Source organism: Brevibacillus sp. 1238 (assembly GCF_029892995.1).
Lineage (GTDB): Bacteria > Bacillota > Bacilli > Brevibacillales > Brevibacillaceae > Brevibacillus > Brevibacillus parabrevis.
Window position 1 is genome coordinate 134,219 of the sequence record NZ_JARXWC010000003.1, and the last position, 15,581, is coordinate 149,799.

The 15,581-nt window shown below is 53.3% G+C and carries 16 protein-coding genes and 1 other annotated feature; of the genes, 14 read left to right on the forward strand and 2 right to left on the reverse strand.

The annotated features are described in order from the left end of the window. The first annotated feature begins 1 nt into the window (after position 1). The 13 genes from sigE (at position 2) to M2298_RS08270 (ending at position 12,442) form a co-directional block, all read left to right on the forward strand. Entirely contained in the window at positions 2-724 is a 723-nt protein-coding gene (sigE, locus tag M2298_RS08210; protein WP_063230402.1) for an RNA polymerase sporulation sigma factor SigE, read from the forward strand. A gap of 147 nt (positions 725-871) precedes the next feature. Then, positions 872-1,651 carry an RNA polymerase sporulation sigma factor SigG gene (sigG, locus tag M2298_RS08215; protein WP_005832957.1) on the forward strand — a complete coding sequence of 260 codons (780 nt, stop codon included), beginning with the start codon at positions 872-874 and terminating at the stop codon, positions 1,649-1,651. A gap of 152 nt (positions 1,652-1,803) precedes the next feature. Continuing rightward, positions 1,804-2,088, forward strand: coding sequence for a YlmC/YmxH family sporulation protein (locus M2298_RS08220; protein ID WP_063230403.1), 285 nt, complete (start codon positions 1,804-1,806; stop codon positions 2,086-2,088). Positions 2,089-2,163: 75 nt separating this feature from the next. Beyond that, positions 2,164-3,003, forward strand: coding sequence for a peptidoglycan editing factor PgeF (pgeF, locus tag M2298_RS08225; RefSeq protein WP_173599287.1), 840 nt, complete (start codon positions 2,164-2,166; stop codon positions 3,001-3,003). A gap of 42 nt (positions 3,004-3,045) precedes the next feature. Further along, on the forward strand, positions 3,046-3,711 hold the full coding sequence (locus tag M2298_RS08230) for a YggS family pyridoxal phosphate-dependent enzyme (protein ID WP_173597069.1): 666 nt from the start codon (positions 3,046-3,048) through the stop codon (positions 3,709-3,711). A gap of 47 nt (positions 3,712-3,758) precedes the next feature. Further along, complete coding sequence (locus M2298_RS08235) at positions 3,759-4,184, forward strand: cell division protein SepF (protein ID WP_063230405.1); 426 nt, start codon at positions 3,759-3,761, stop codon at positions 4,182-4,184. A gap of 31 nt (positions 4,185-4,215) precedes the next feature. Next, on the forward strand, positions 4,216-4,479 hold the full coding sequence (locus tag M2298_RS08240) for a YggT family protein (RefSeq protein WP_217021544.1): 264 nt from the start codon (positions 4,216-4,218) through the stop codon (positions 4,477-4,479). A gap of 16 nt (positions 4,480-4,495) precedes the next feature. Next, entirely contained in the window at positions 4,496-5,269 is a 774-nt protein-coding gene (locus M2298_RS08245; RefSeq protein ID WP_280648426.1) for a YlmH family RNA-binding protein, read from the forward strand. A gap of 99 nt (positions 5,270-5,368) precedes the next feature. Beyond that, positions 5,369-5,854 carry a DivIVA domain-containing protein gene (locus M2298_RS08250; RefSeq protein ID WP_122965019.1) on the forward strand — a complete coding sequence of 162 codons (486 nt, stop codon included), beginning with the start codon at positions 5,369-5,371 and terminating at the stop codon, positions 5,852-5,854. A gap of 71 nt (positions 5,855-5,925) precedes the next feature. Continuing rightward, positions 5,926-6,194, forward strand: a binding site (T-box leader). Between the two features lie 48 nt (positions 6,195-6,242). Continuing rightward, positions 6,243-9,029, forward strand: a complete 2,787-nt coding sequence (gene ileS, locus M2298_RS08255; protein WP_122965020.1) for an isoleucine--tRNA ligase — start codon at positions 6,243-6,245, stop codon at positions 9,027-9,029. A gap of 121 nt (positions 9,030-9,150) precedes the next feature. Beyond that, positions 9,151-9,912, forward strand: coding sequence for a TraR/DksA C4-type zinc finger protein (locus M2298_RS08260; RefSeq protein WP_173597041.1), 762 nt, complete (start codon positions 9,151-9,153; stop codon positions 9,910-9,912). After that, positions 9,899-11,038, forward strand: a complete 1,140-nt coding sequence (locus M2298_RS08265) for a mandelate racemase/muconate lactonizing enzyme family protein (protein ID WP_280648427.1) — start codon at positions 9,899-9,901, stop codon at positions 11,036-11,038. The genes M2298_RS08260 and M2298_RS08265 overlap by 14 nt, the downstream gene beginning before the upstream one ends. A gap of 15 nt (positions 11,039-11,053) precedes the next feature. After that, complete coding sequence (locus M2298_RS08270) at positions 11,054-12,442, forward strand: MFS transporter (RefSeq protein WP_280648428.1); 1,389 nt, start codon at positions 11,054-11,056, stop codon at positions 12,440-12,442. Between the two features lie 98 nt (positions 12,443-12,540). Here M2298_RS08270 and M2298_RS08275 read toward each other — a convergent pair whose 3' ends face one another. Together M2298_RS08275 and M2298_RS08280 are read right to left on the reverse strand one after the other, a co-directional pair. Then, a complete protein-coding gene (locus tag M2298_RS08275) occupies positions 12,541-13,023 on the reverse strand; it encodes an NUDIX domain-containing protein (RefSeq protein ID WP_173597044.1) in 483 nt (160 codons plus the stop codon). A 21-nt stretch (positions 13,024-13,044) separates the two neighbouring features. After that, positions 13,045-13,968, reverse strand: a complete 924-nt coding sequence (locus M2298_RS08280; protein ID WP_173597045.1) for an NAD(P)/FAD-dependent oxidoreductase — start codon at positions 13,966-13,968, stop codon at positions 13,045-13,047. 229 nt (positions 13,969-14,197) lie between these two features. Between M2298_RS08280 and M2298_RS08285 the strand changes: the two genes are divergently transcribed. Continuing rightward, a complete protein-coding gene (locus tag M2298_RS08285) occupies positions 14,198-15,541 on the forward strand; it encodes an LCP family protein (protein ID WP_122965026.1) in 1,344 nt (447 codons plus the stop codon). The last annotated feature ends 40 nt before the right edge of the window (positions 15,542-15,581 follow it).

Genomic DNA, 15,581 nt, shown 5'->3' on the forward strand with positions numbered 1-15,581 from the left:
CATGTATGTAAAACTTCGCCTACAACTCCAGTTGACCTGGTACCGTTTCCTGCTGTGGATTGGTGCACGCGCTGAAGAAGTCTATTACATTGGCGGGAGTGAAGCATTGCCTCCACCGTTGACGAGAGAAGAAGAGGAACTGCTTCTGGGCCGCCTGCCTTCGGGCGATCCCGCCGTGCGCGGCATGCTGATCGAGCGCAACTTGCGGCTGGTTGTCTACATCGCCCGCAAATTCGAAAATACCGGGATCAACATCGAGGATTTGGTCAGCATCGGGACGATCGGCTTGATTAAAGCGGTCAACACGTTTGACCCGGAGAAAAACATCAAGCTGGCGACATACGCCTCCCGCTGTATCGAAAACGAGATTTTGATGTATTTGCGCCGCAACAACAAGATTCGCTCCGAGGTGTCTTTTGACGAACCGCTCAATATCGACTGGGATGGCAACGAACTGCTTTTGTCCGATGTGCTCGGTACAGAAAATGACACGATCTATAAAAATATCGAAGACCAGGTAGACCGCAAGCTGCTGAAAAAAGCGCTGGATAAGCTGTCCGAGCGGGAGCGAATCATCATGGAGCTGCGCTTCGGCCTCGCTGGGGAAGAGGAGAAGACGCAAAAAGACGTCGCGGACTTGCTCGGGATCTCCCAGTCGTATATTTCCCGTTTGGAAAAGCGAATTATAAAACGGTTGCGAAAAGAGTTCAACAAAATGGTCTAACGCATATTTTCCCAGCCTCAGGGGATACTGTTCCTAAACCGTAACAGATGGTGGTTTTTGCCACCTTCTTGGCGGCTACGCGTCAGTACGCGGCCTTTCAAGACAACCGGGTTAGGGACTTTTTTCTTGCTTCGAGGAGGGAAAGACGTGACGCGCAATAAGGTAGAGATATGCGGGGTAGATACCTCCAAACTGCCGGTGCTGACAAACAAGGAAATGCGGGATTTGTTTGAGCGCCTGCAAAGCGGAGAGCTGGCTGCCCGCGAGAAACTGGTCAACGGCAACCTGCGTCTGGTGCTGAGTGTCATCCAAAGATTCAATAACCGCGGAGAGTTCGTCGACGACCTGTTTCAGGTAGGCTGCATCGGATTGATGAAAGCGATCGACAACTTTGATCTCGGGCAAAACGTTAAATTTTCCACGTACGCGGTACCGATGATCATCGGGGAGATCAGGCGCTATTTGCGCGACAACAACCCGATTCGCGTTTCCCGTTCGTTGCGGGACATCGCCTACAAAGCCCTTCAGGTGCGAGACAATCTGACCAACAAGCATTCGCGAGAGCCCACCATTACCGAGATTTCTCAAGAATTGAACGTTGCCAAGGAAGACGTCGTGTTCGCGCTGGATGCCATTCAGGACCCGGTATCGCTTTTCGAGCCGATCTATCAGGATGGCGGAGATCCGATCTACGTCATGGATCAAATCAGCGACGAGAAGAACAAGGATGTCACATGGGTAGAAGAAATCGCGCTCCGCGAAGGAATGCAACGTCTGGGTGATCGGGAAAAAATGATTTTATCCATGCGCTTTTACGAGGGAAAAACCCAGATGGAAGTAGCAGAAGAAATCGGAATTTCGCAGGCACAGGTCTCCCGGTTGGAAAAAGCGGCGATCGCTCATATGCAAAAGCACGTGCAATCGTAATGAGAAGCTACATAGGTCCCGACGGTCTTCGTGCCGTTGGGTTTTTTTATGGCTGGCGATTCGTGGCTGCCTTTTGTTTTTTCCGGCGAAGAAGGACATATTCTCCGGCGGGTTCATATACTGAGAGTAACGGAGAAAAGTGGGTGAGGAGAATGGTGAAAATCTCTGACTTCCAGACAAAAGAAGTGGTCAATATCCTGGATGGGAAGCGGCTGGGAACGATATCCGATTTGGAGATCGATCTGCGTCACGGACGTGTGGAAGCCATTGTCGTGCCGGGGCCGGGCAAATTCCTCGGATTTTTTTCCTCCGGGAATGATTATGTTATCCCGTGGCGCAATATTGTGAAGATCGGAAAAGATGTGGTGCTGGTCCGGATGGAGGAAGCACTGAAGGTAGAAGCCAGAACTTCTGGCGCAGATGAATACAGGGAGTAGAGGGGGAAAGGCGTCAGTTAGCCTTTCTTTTCTTTTCGGCTATGGTATGATAAGCCATATGAGGAAGGTGACAGGATGAGAGAACCGTTTGGCTTGGAAGAGGATAAATCTGTGTTGACGCTGACGGATTGGGAAAAGCATTTTCCGGGCCTGGTGGCGGGGTTTACCGTTCGCCTTGGCGGGGAAAGTGAACAACCGTACGGCTCGTTTAATATGGGCTTGCATGTGGGAGACGAGGCAAGCCGCGTTGTCGCAAATCGGAAAAAGCTGGCCGAGCAGGTCGGGATGCCTTTTGAAGCATGGACGTGCGCGGATCAGGTTCACGGCAACCGCGTTTGCCAGGTGAGTGCTGGCGGAGCGGGCAAGGAGAGTCTGGACGATGTCATTGCCGCCACAGACGGCTTGTTTACCCGGGAAAAGGGCGTTTTGCTCACCTCGTTTTACGCTGATTGCGTACCGCTCTTTTTTCTGGACCCGGCAACAGGGGCGATTGGTCTGGCTCACGCAGGCTGGAAGGGCACAGTGGGACGTATTGCCGAGGAAATGGTCAAGTCGCTGCAAACGCATTGCGGGGCGCAGCCAGCGGACATTCGCGTAGCCATCGGGCCGTCCATCGGGGGCTGCTGCTACGAAGTGGATGAACGGATCATGACGCAAGTGCGGACGAGCGCGCAAAACTGGGAGACCGCGGTAACGGCTTCTGCCGCAGCAGAGAAGTACATGCTGGATCTTCGCCAGCTGAACACGGAGATTTTGCTGGAAGCGGGGATTGCCAAGCAGCATTTGCTCGTAACAGACTGGTGTACAAGCTGCCGTACAGACTTGTTCTTCTCGCATCGAAAAGAAGCCGGAACGGCCGGGACGACAGGGCGAATGGCTTCTTACATCGGATGGAAAGAGACAGAAGGGAGATAAAAAGTCGTGGGAATCAAGGAACAGGAATTGTTGAAAGCAAGAATGGAAGCGATCGAAGCGCGGATTCAGGCGGCGTGCGACAGAGCAAACCGCAAGCGCGAGGACGTCAAAATCATTGCCGTAACGAAATACGTCGATGAGCAGGCAATCGGTGATTTGCTGGATGTCGGAATCGAGCATATCGGGGAAAATCGCGTGCAGGACGCCCTGCCCAAATACGAGTTGCACAAGGAGCGCGGCACGTGGCATTTTATCGGACATTTGCAAACCAATAAGGCCAAAGAGGTCGTCGGGCGTTTCCCGTACATCCATTCGCTGGATCGCCTTTCGCTCGCGCAAGAGCTGAATCGACGCGCCGAGGCGATTGATCAGGTCGTAAATTGCTTTTTGCAAGTCAATATATCCGGTGAAGAGACAAAATTTGGGCTTAGTCCCAACGATGTATTGGCTTTTTTGCGTGAAACCAGTAATATGAAACATATAAAGATCGTCGGATTGATGACGATGGCGCCTGTTGTCGATGACCAGGAGGAAGCGAGACAAGTATTTCGCGGCCTCTACGAGTGGAAGGCACGAATTAATGAGTGCGCATTCCCCCATGCTCATATCGAAGAATTGTCGATGGGCATGTCCAGTGATTTTGAAGTGGCGATTGAAGAGGGAGCTACATATATTCGTCTGGGCTCTGTTTTGGTCAAGCCGGAATAGGGAAAAGAACCGTCAGACACGACAACGAGCAGGAGAGGAGGCAGTATATGGGTGTAATGAACAAGCTGATGGGGTTTCTAGGTTTGGAAAACGAGGAATACATCGAAGAAACCACAGTCGAAGAGGAACGGGATGAATACGATTCCAGCAATAAAAAGCATCAGCCTGTCAGCAGGGCGAATAACGTGGTGCCGTTCCAGGCGCGGGAAAAGGAGGGAATCCGTTTGATTCTCTGCGAACCCCGTCATTATAGCGATGCGCAAGACATTGCCGATAATCTCCGTCATCGCAGACCCGTTGTAGTCAATCTGCATCGTGTGGAAAAAGATCAGGCGAAGCGAATTATCGACTTTTTGAGCGGAACCGTCTACGCGCTGAATGGCGACATTCAAAAGGTTGGCGATACGATTTTTGTATGCACGCCTGACCATGTAGACATTCAAGGAACGATCTCCAGCGTACTGGAAGAGTAACGGACCTACCACGATTAAAAAGGGTGAGCGAATGAATTACTTGTTGACCATTCTAGATTATGCTTTCGTTGTGTACCAATACATGATTATCGCCTACATCTTGATGTCATGGGTGCCGCAGATGAGAGCGACAGGCATCGGGCAATTACTGGAGAGGCTGGTAGAGCCTTATCTTGCTCCGTTTCGCCGTTTTATCCCGACACTCGGTTTTATCGATATTTCTCCGATCGTCGCTTTGATCGCTTTGCGTTTTGCCTATTTCGGGCTGGTTAGCATCTTGGCAAAGCTGGCGTAAGGTGTGTGGATAACGGATGAGAGTGTTTGATCATTTTGCAAAAGAAGAACGTCCCTTTGCGGAACGGGCGCTGGAAATGCTGACGCTGGTAGAGCGGAAGCAGGCCATGCGCCTTACTGATTTTGTGGACCCCAGACAATTGCTGATTTTAAAAAGCTTGTGCTCGCAAGTTCGCGATGTGAAAATATCCGCCAGCGGAGGCTATGAAGGCGCGGAACGCGTGCGTGTGATCATCCACCCGGAGTACATGGAGATCGAGCAGGACGACTACCGCCTCGCCCTTTTGGCGATTCAGGCAGATCAACGCTTTCACACGCTGGAGCATCGCGATGTGATGGGAGCTGTCCTGAGTGCCGGGATGAAGCGGGAAAAATTCGGCGACATGCTGACGGACGCCGGGACTTGCTATGTCATTGCGGCGGAGGAAGTGGTTGACTTCGTTTGCCTGCAAGTCACGCAGATTCACCGTACTTCCGTGCAGGTTGAACGCGTGGCGTGGGAGTCGTTCACGCCGCCTGCTGCCCGCCTGGTCGAAAAGACAATTACCGTTCCTTCGCCACGAATGGATGCGGTGATCGGAGAAGTGCACAACATGTCCCGGGCAAAAGCACTGGTCCCGATTCGCGCAGGCAAAGTCAAGGTCAACTGGAAAGTGACCGAAGATCCGTCGACTCAGCTTGCAGAAGGCGACATGGTGTCACTTGCCGGCTTCGGACGGTTCAAAATCATCGAGGTAACGGGAACAACCCGCAGTGGAAGACTTCGCATGATTGTCGGACTGGTTACATAAAATGAAGCAGGCCGCAAAAAAATGTAAAATAAGGCAGGAAACAAAGCCGATTCTGTCGAAACCATAAGTACGAATTATCGGGAAAAGTGGGGGGTTCATGTGCCATTAACGCCATTGGATATACACAATAAAGAATTTAGCACAGGCTTTCGCGGGTACAACGTCGACGAAGTAAACGAATTTCTCGATCAGGTGATCAAGGACTTCGAACTTCTCATTAAAGAGAAAAAGGAACTGGAAGAACGAATCGCTATTCTCAATGAGCGTGTGGACCATTATAAGAGCTTGGAAGAAAACTTGAGCAAATCGATTCTGGTCGCCCAGGAGACAGCGGAGGACGTCAAGTCCAATGCCCGCAAGGAAGCACAGCTGATTTTGAAGGAAGCAGAGAAAAACGCGGATCGGATTGTCAACGAAGCGTTGGCCAAATCCCGGAAGATTGCCATCGAAATCGAAGAATTGAAAAAACGCGCGTCCGTGTACCGCATGCGCTTCCGCACTCTTTTGGAAGCACAGCTGGAAATGCTGGAGCAGGGCGCCTGGGATGATATCGAGCAGGCTGATTCTGCGGTCGCTGTTGAATAAAACATTGACGATGTGCCGATATTGGTACTATAATGTAAAACAACTTTGTCGAAAAAATCAGCCCATATAAACATGAGACGATGAACGGGAAGAGTACGCGGAACAGCACTGCCAAAGAGAGTCGGGACCAGGTGAAAACCCGACCAGTTGCCCCGCCGAAAATCACCCGGGAGTTCAATATCCGAAAGCTTATGCCGCGAGTTTGCGACGGCATCGGCGAGTAAGTGAGCGAGTCATTCCCGTTACGAATGAACGAGTGGAATCAATCACGCCTGCTTTGTATGAGCAGCGGTTTGGTTCAATCAGGGTGGTAACACGGGAGCTTTCTCTCGTCCCTTTTTGGGGATGGGAGAAGGCTTTTATTTATTTTCTAGGAGTGAATCAGGCTATGGACTACAGCAAAACCTTATCGCTACCAAAAACCGATTTCCCGATGCGCGGAAACTTGCCAAGCCGCGAGCCGCAAATGCAGGAGAAATGGGAAGAGCAAAACATTTACCAACAAGTGCTTGCGCGTACCGAAGGCCGTCCTTCGTTCGTTCTGCATGACGGACCTCCGTACGCCAACGGAGATATTCATATCGGGCACGCACTGAACAAAATTCTCAAAGACTTCATCGTTCGCTACAAGTCCATGGCCGGCTTCTACGCGCCGTATATTCCGGGCTGGGATACGCATGGATTGCCGATCGAACAGGCGATTGTCAACGCACAAGGTCTGGATCGCCGCAGCATCGAGGTAAACGACTTCCGCAAGCGTTGCGAAGAGTATGCCTGGTCTTACATTGACAAGCAGCGCGACCAGTTCAAGCGTCTGGGTGTTCGCGGCGATTGGGAAAATCCGTATGTGACGCTTCTCCCTGAGTATGAAGCCAACCAAATTCGCGTTTTTGGCGAGATGGCGAAAAAAGGCTACATCTACAAAGGGCTGCGTTGTGTATACTGGTCCCCGTCTTCTGAGACCGCACTGGCTGATGCTGAAATCGAGTACAAGGACAAGCGTTCTCCGTCCATTTACGTCAGCTTCCAGGTAGCAGATGGCAAAGGCAAGCTGGACACAGAGACAGGCGTTGTCATCTGGACGACGACACCTTGGACGATCCCGGCCAACTTGGCGATCTCGCTCCATCCTGAGCTGGAGTACAACGTCGTAAAAGCAGACGGCCGCAAATTCCTCGTTGCCAACGGACTGATCGAGGCGGCAAGCAAGGAAATCGGCTGGGAAGGCGTGGAAATTGTCGCCAGCTTCAAAGGTCAAGAGCTGGAAGGCGTATTGACCAAGCACCCGATCTACGACCGCACATCCCCATTGATCCTCGGAGAACACGTGACGCTCGATGCAGGTACGGGTTGCGTGCATACCGCTCCTGGACACGGGGAAGACGACTTTGCCGTCGGACAAAAATACAATCTGGGTGTACTCTGCCCGGTCGACCACGAAGGAAAAATGACCAGTGAAGCACCGGGTTTCGAAGGTCTTTTCTACGAGGATGCGAACAAGGTCATCACCGAAAAGCTGAAAGAAAATGGAGCGCTCTTAAAGCTGAGCTTCTTCACGCACTCCTACCCGCATGACTGGCGCACGAAAAAGCCGGTTATCTACCGTGCGACAGAACAATGGTTTGCTTCCATCGACGGCTTCCGCGCACAAATGCTGGAAGCGATCAAAAACGTGAAGTGGATTCCGCATTGGGGAGAAACCCGCCTGGCGAACATGATTGCAGATCGTGGCGACTGGTGCATTTCCCGTCAACGCGTATGGGGTGTTCCGATCCCGATTTTCTACTGCAAATCTTGCAATGAGCCAATCATCAACGACGCGACGATCAACCATATCGCCGAGTTGTTCCGCAAAGAAGGTTCTTCTGCCTGGTTTGCCCGCGAAGCAAACGAGCTGGTTCCGGAAGGTCTTGCTTGCAGCAAATGCGACTGCAAAGATTTCCGCAAAGAGACAGACATCATGGACGTATGGTTCGACTCCGGCTCTTCCCACCAGGCTGTTCTGCGCGAGCGCGGCATCGCTTGGCCGGCTGACATGTACCTGGAAGGTTCCGACCAGTACCGCGGCTGGTTCAACTCCTCTCTGTCTACGGGAGTTGCGGTTTATGGCACGGCTCCGTACAAGGCTGTCCTGAGCCACGGTTTTGCTCTCGACGGGGAAGGCCGCAAAATGTCCAAGTCGCTTGGCAACACAGTAGTGCCGCAACAAGTAATCGACAAGCTGGGCGCCGATATTTTGCGCCTGTGGGTAGCCTCTGTTGATTATCAGGCAGACGTGCGCATTTCTGACGCGATCCTGAATCAGATTGCCGAAGTGTACCGCAAAATCCGCAACACGTTCCGCTTCCTGCTCGGCAACCTGGACGGATTCGACCCGGCAAAAGACCGCGTAGCTTATGAGCAGCTAGGCGAGCTGGACCGTTATGTGCTGGCAAAAGCGGCGAAAGTCGTGAAGCGTTCCCGCAAGGCATACGACGAATACCAGTTCCACACCGTTTTCCATGCGGTGCACAACTTCTGCGTCATCGACTTGTCTGCTTTCTACCTGGACATCTGCAAAGACCGTCTGTATGTAGAAGCACCTGACAGTGTAAAACGCCGCGCAGCACAAACCGTCATGTACGATTGCCTGCTCAGCCTGGTGAAGCTGGTAGCGCCGCTCTTGCCGCATACCGCTGACGAAGTGTGGGCGTTCATTCCGGGAGTGTCCGAACAAAGCGTGCAGCTGACAGACATGCCAGAAGGCGACGAGCAGCACCTGAGCTTCTCCGCAGAGGCAGAAAGCAAGTGGGACGCTTTCCTCGCTGTACGCGATGAAGTGCTCAAAGCCATGGAAGAAGCGCGCCGCAACAAAGTATTCGGAAATTCCGTGGATGCCAAGCTGGCGCTGTATCCGCAAACGGAAGAAGCAGCGAAAGCATTGGCTGCCATGGACGATCTGGCTGACCTGTTCATCGTCGCTCACGTCGATCTGCACGCCCAGGGAGAAGCAGCTCCGGCAGAGGCAGCACAACTCGAAGGCATCGCAGTTGTCGTCTCGGCGGCTGACGGTGAAAAATGCGAGCGTTGCCGCGTCGTGAAGCAAGACGTGGGTACACGCGAAGCGCATCCATCGCTCTGCGTGCGCTGCGCAGACATCGTGGAACAACACTACGCACATGTAAGCGAATCGTAATGATTTCAAACCTGCCATTCCAATCGGGGTGGCAGGTTTTTTGTGCTTGCATGCGATGGTTATTTCCCCACTGCTGAGCCATACTACCTGTTGAGGAAACCAAACAAAGGTGGTGCCCGATTTGGATCACAGAATGCTGGCCAGCTTCAGGGAAAAACTGCTGGAGCAGAAAAAAGAACTCGAAGATCGCGTGCAAGATCACTACGGCATGCGAGAACCGATGACTACCTCCTTGCAGGAATTTTCCATGTACGATAACCATCCGGCAGATATAGGCAGTGAAATGTTTGAACGCGAAAAAGATTTGGCTCTCGACAGCCTTGACCGGGAGACGCTGAAAGAAATCGATCAGGCGCTGACCCGGATGGAAGAAGGGACATACGGCCTCTGCACGGTCTGTGGCGAGCCCATTCCGCACGAGAGGCTGGAAGCATTGCCCCAGGCGCAAACGTGCAAGGAACACGCTCCTGCCCCGCATGTGAACGAGTCCCGACCGATCGAGGAAGAGTTTTTGCAGCCGCCTTTTGGTCGCACATCGCTCGATGAAAAAGAGGGGCAGAACGGCTTTGATGGAGAAGACGCCTGGCAAATCGTCGAGTCGTGGGGCACGTCCAGCACCCCGTTCTCCTTCCAGGAAGGCGACAAAGCCGATTATGGCGAGATGTACATCGAAAGCGACGAGCCGGACGGGTATGTCGAAGCGGTAGAAGAAATCGGCTACACCGACATGGACGGCTACCACGGGCCGGACAGTGTTCACTTCATGCGCAGCGAAACATACGAGGATTACATGCGAAAAGGCGAAGGAAAAGGGAATTTCCTTTCCTACGGCGAGTACGAAGAGCAAATCGAGCAGCGCGAGGGACGCGATGACCTCGTTTGATCGGCGTTTCCTGATCGAGCGCGTCGAAACTTATCCACTCCTGTATCGCTTGCCGCAAGCATACGGTGACGCCAATGGGTACAAGCGCTATCGCAGCACGTTTCTCGTCCGCATCATCACACGAGCTGGCATCGATGGGTGGGGGGAAATCGTCGACTGGTTGCCGACATTGGACAGAGGGTTTCGGGAACGGATCATCCCGTTTTTGCTAGGCAAGGACGCTTCTGGCCGACTGATGATCGCGGATGTGATCAGCAAATGGCATCAGCGATCGGCTTCAGGCGTCAGCATGGCTTTGAGCGAGATTGTCGCCAAAGCGGCGAACATGTCTGTCTGTCAGCTATGGGGCGGGGCGATTCATCGCACCATCCCTGTTTACGCCTCTTTTCAGTCTTACTCCGAGCGTGAAGACTGGATCGAGCATTCGCTCAGCCAAGTGGCAGCGGCGACAGAAGCGGGCTTTTCCAAAGTCAAAGTAAAAATCGGCGGTCGCTCGGTTCAGGAAGATCAGCGACACATTGCCCGGATGATGGATATGCTGCCAGAGGAGGTTCAGGTAGCGCTTGACGCCAATCAAAGCTACGACCTGGCAACGACGAGACAGTGGACGCGGCTTTTGGATCGCTATGCCAACTGGATGTGGCTGGAAGAGCCGATGCCGATGGAGCATGTCGACGAATACGCCAAGCTGCGGGCCGCTCTGCCGATTCCGCTTGCGGGGGGCGAAAATTTGATTCGCTGCACGCACTATTTGGCTTTGTTCAGGCAAGGAGCGATTGACATCGCGCAGCCGGACGTATTGCATACGGAAGGAATCGAGAGCTACCGGATCATGCTGCAAGCAGCGCGGCAGTTTGGCTACCGGGTATCGCCCCATACTTTTGACGGCGGCTTGGCGCGATTGTATACGCTGTTTGCGCAAGCTTGTCTGCCGGCCTGGAGCAAAATGGACAGCGAGCCGATTGAGCCGATCGAGTGGGATGTGATGGAAAATCCGTTCACAGCTCTCTTTCCCCTTTATCCAGTCAACGGCGAAGTGAACGTCCCTGATGGACCGGGAATCGGACTTGCACCGAACTGGGAAATTATCAACGCGATGCGCTGGGATGGCAGCGTCTATGCGTGAGATGAGGAGTTTCGTATGGCACAAAATGCGAAAAACCTGATAGGGCTGACGGGAATCCCGCTGGTGATGGTGTTGGGCAACTCGATGCTCATTCCCGTCTTGCCCACGATGAAAAACAAAATGCACCTAACCTCCCTGCAAACCAGTCTGCTCATTACAGCCTTTTCGATTGCCGCGGGGATTGTGATTCCGCTGGCAGGATACTTGTCTGACCGTTTTGGCCGGAAGATCGTCATCTTGTTTTCGCTGGCTCTGTACGGGGTAGGGGGGCTTTTGGCAGGACTTGGGGCGATGTGGCTGGATCAGCCGTACATGCTGATCATGGGAGGACGGGTTTTGCAGGGGATTGGGGCAGCAGGGACGGCGCCGATTGCCATGGCACTGGTGGGCGATCTGTTTGAGGGAGCTTCGGAGAGCAAAGCGCTCGGCTTGATGGAGACTTCGAACGGATTGGGCAAAGTGTTGAGTCCGATTTTTGGCTCCTTGCTCGCCTTGATTTCCTGGTACATGGTCTTCCTCGCGTTTCCGATTATTTGCGGGGCGGTTCTTGTACTGTTTCTGTTTTTGACAAAAGAAAAGAAGCAAGAACGCAAGCCGCTTGTCATCAAGCAGTATTTGCACAGGATCGGAGAAGTGTTCAAGCAGCACGGAAAATGGCTGATCCCCGCGTTTTTTATCGGCAGCATTTGTTTGTTCACGCTGTTCGGCGTGTTGTTCTACCTGTCCGATCTGCTGGAAGAAAAGTACAAGATCGACGGTGTCATCAAAGGCGGATTTTTGGCGATCCCGCTTTTGGTCATGAGTATTGCTGCCTATTTGACGGGAGTCATTATTCGCAAAAAGCTCGGCCTCATGCGCCTGTTTGTGATCATCGGGATGTTTTTGCTGTCGGCATCGTATATACTGGCCAGCTTCGTCAAAGGCGCCTATGTGCTGATCGGGATTCTCATCATTGGGAGCATCGGGACGGGAATGATCTTGCCGTGCCTCAATTCGATGATTGTCGGAGCGGTGCAGAAAGCCGAGCGGGGGATGATTACATCTCTGTACAGCGGCGTGCGGTTTATGGGGGTAGCGGTCGGGCCGCCCGTGTTTACGTGGCTGCTCGGGATTTCGCGAAACGTCATGTTCTTTTCCATCGCCGGTCTGTCGCTCGTGTTCGGGGTAGTGGCGATTTTCCTGTTGAAGCCCAAGCAAGCTGAGCAGACCGGGCAGAGCACGGAGCAGGATGCTGCCAAAGAGCAAGAGACGAAAGCATGGCGGCAAATCTCCGAGGTGCTCGGAATCGAACCGGAGACCGAGCAGGAAAAGCGGCGTGCGAATGCGCTCAAAAAGTACGGCCTTGATGTGAACGATCTGTTTTCACGCCTGTTGTCCGGGAAAAAGGAAAAAGAAAAAAATTAAAAACAGGCAGTCCTGCCGCAGTCTCTCACCAGAAAGGGAGGGCTTGCGGTAAGGAACGCCTGTTTTTTGCTCGCCTGACGCTTGAAGGAAAAGCTTGCTCACTGGCCGGAGTGGGCCGCAAACGGATGCCGCAGGGCGCGCTCCAATGTCAACGGATACACGTCGTCGCGCAAAATCCGGCTAAACTGCTCGTCGTTCTTGATGTCCCGGGGAATATCCGCGAACATGACCGTCTCCTGGACGTCAGCACCGGGAGGGTTCTTTTCGTATGTAAGCACTTTTGCGATGTAAATATCTTTTCGTTGCCCGCCGCTCAGCGTGTACTGCCCGATACGCTCAATGCCTTCGAGGACAGCACCTGTCTCTTCATACACTTCCCGTACGGCGGCCGCCAGACTGCTTTCGCCAGGCTCGACTTTTCCGCCGGGCAGCTCCACACCGCGGCTGCGATGGCGGGTAAACAGCAGCTTGCCTTGATAAAAGGGAACGATGAGCACGTGTCCAGCCGGGTGAGAGCGATACTCGTCCGGATCGAAGGTAAGCTGCACAGGCAAACCGAAATCATCTGAAAAAACGTACAAGAACAGCGCTCCTTTCTAAGCTCAAAACGGAGTAGACGAGCGGCCGTGCATGGAAATATGCTTGACGGCTTTCATAGCCTGCCCGACAGCCAGTGACAGGCTGGCATAGGCAGCGCCGTTGGTGACGTCACCCAAGCCGTATATCCACGCATCGTCGGATCGTTGAAAATCGTCTGTCTTCAAATAGCCGTCTCCAAACATGGTCAATCCATCCAACCCGGCGCAATTGCCATGGACTCCAATGCGCGGCAAAATCAAGTCGACCAGCAATTGTTGCGGATTTTCCGGCCGCCGCGAAGCCAATGTCAACCATAGCCGGTCTTCGCGGTGCAAAAAGCCGCTCACTTCCGTCTCCCACAGAACGGTCAAATTGGGGAGTGCGGCCATTTTGCGCAGCCAATCGGGTCGGGCACGCAGATGGTTGCTGCGGATCAGCAAGGTGACGTGGCGAGCATGCTTGGTGAGGTTCACGGCACTCTCGACAGCGCGATCTCCGCCGCCAATCACAGCCAAGTCCAGTCCAGCTACCGACGTAGCCTCCGCCGTCGTGGAGAAGGAGGGTGGCAAGACGCGGGGGCAGCCGTCCAGAGCCGGAATTTGGTTAGGGGCAACACCAGTGGCAACGAGCAAATAGTCTACGCGATAGAGCGCTTTGGAAGTCGTCACGGTTTTGGCGACCCGATCGATGGCTACCAGTTCTTCTTCAAAGCGGACAGCCAGTTTTTGCACGGAAGGATGCCGGGACAAATCTTCCAGCAAAGAAGCCCCTTGCGCATACACACGCGGAGGAAAATCCCAAATTTCATTGTGGATTTGATGCAACTGGCCGCCGAGCCGATCTGTTTTTTCTACCAGCAAACAAGACAACCCCAATCGTTGGCACCAAATAGCGGCAGACAACCCCGCGATGCCGCCGCCTGCGATCAGCACCTGTACGTGTTCCACTCTCCAGTCCCCCGATCTTTTCTTTTTCCGGTTTTCCCAATAGTTTTAGACTACCTGTTTCGTTTAAGGAGTGCAAGGACTCGCCGCTAAAACGACAAAACAGGTGCGATCCCTCGGGCATCAGCTACAATCTGACAGCAGAATGTGGTAAAATAGGACATGCTTTTCCAGAATAATAAAAAAATGAATAGAATTGTGACACCATGCATGTGAAAAGGAGTGAACCTGCGTGCAGGCCAAGAACGAAAAACAAAGGGCCCCTGTGAAACAGCCGCGTACACGCAAAAAACGCGGACAGCGAAGCAAGCGGATGTATCTGCTCTTGGCTGCGTGCCTGTTTCTCTGCTTGCTGGCGGTCGGGGCGGGATACGCGCTCAACAAGGTCGACCAGACACTGGAAGTCGTGACGGAAGATCCGTACAAGCTTCCCGATCAGCCCGTCGTCGAGCAGCCGTATGAGGATAAGAAATCGATTGCGTTCGTCATTGTCGGGGTGGACACGCGGAAAAACATCGGGATGCTGAACACAGACGTACTGGTTGTCGCGGTCGCGAATCCTGTGACGAAAAAAGTGACGATGGTATCCTTGCCGCGCGACACGCGGGTCGAGATTCCCGGATACCCAGGTTATCACAAGATCAATGAAGTTTTTGCACTTGGCGAAGGTCAGAAAAAGCTGGCAGAAAGCAAAGGCAAACCTGTGACGGAAAACGGTATGACGATGCTCAAGAAAACGCTGGAGCATATGTTTGGAATCTCTGTCGGCCATTACGTCCAGCTCGACTTCGAGGGCTTTACGGCAGCGGTTGACAAGCTTGGCGGCGTCAAGGTAGATGTGGATCGCGATCTCGTCTATGAGCTTCCCAAGCAAGGCGTCTACCGAAATTTGAAAAAGGGAACCCAGGTGCTGAATGGCGAACAGGCTTTGGGCTTTGTCAGACACCGGATCGACAGGCGCGGCAGTGCTTACAATTCGAGCGACTTTGACCGCAACCGCCGTCAACAGCAAGTGATTCGCGCAGTAGCGGACAAAATGATCTCGATGGACGGAGTTACCCGTCTGACATCGGTGATGGAAACGGTTGGACAGCATATTAAAACAGATTTGTCGAAGGATCAAATCAAAGGCATGGCCATGGATTTCGGCACGATTTCTTCGGATAATATCGTCTCGCTGGAAAACGGGGCGATCTGGAGCTCGCCGTATTCCTTGTGGCCGCGGGAGAACATGCAGGCGGTCCGCAGTACGCTGCAAAAGGAACTGGGTGTAGCCGAATCAACGAACCAACTGAGCAACGCGTCGGTTGCGGAAGTTGCCAAGATCGAGATGAAAACAGAGACAAGGCCGACGACGCCAAAGCCGTCCACTTCATCCCCAACCAAAGAAGCGAAGCCAAAATCGGAGAAACCGACAACTCCGGCAGCAAAACCGGAAACGACGCCAGAGCCAACTCCCGTACCGGATGGAGGAAACGGGCAGTCCGGCGAGACGTACCCGAGCGACATGCCGCCTCCTGACATTATCGCGCCGCCAGCACCCGCGCCAGATGTCAGTGACAATGGGCAGACATAATGATTTTTGTGCACCCTTCCCAAAGCGAGCCACATATACT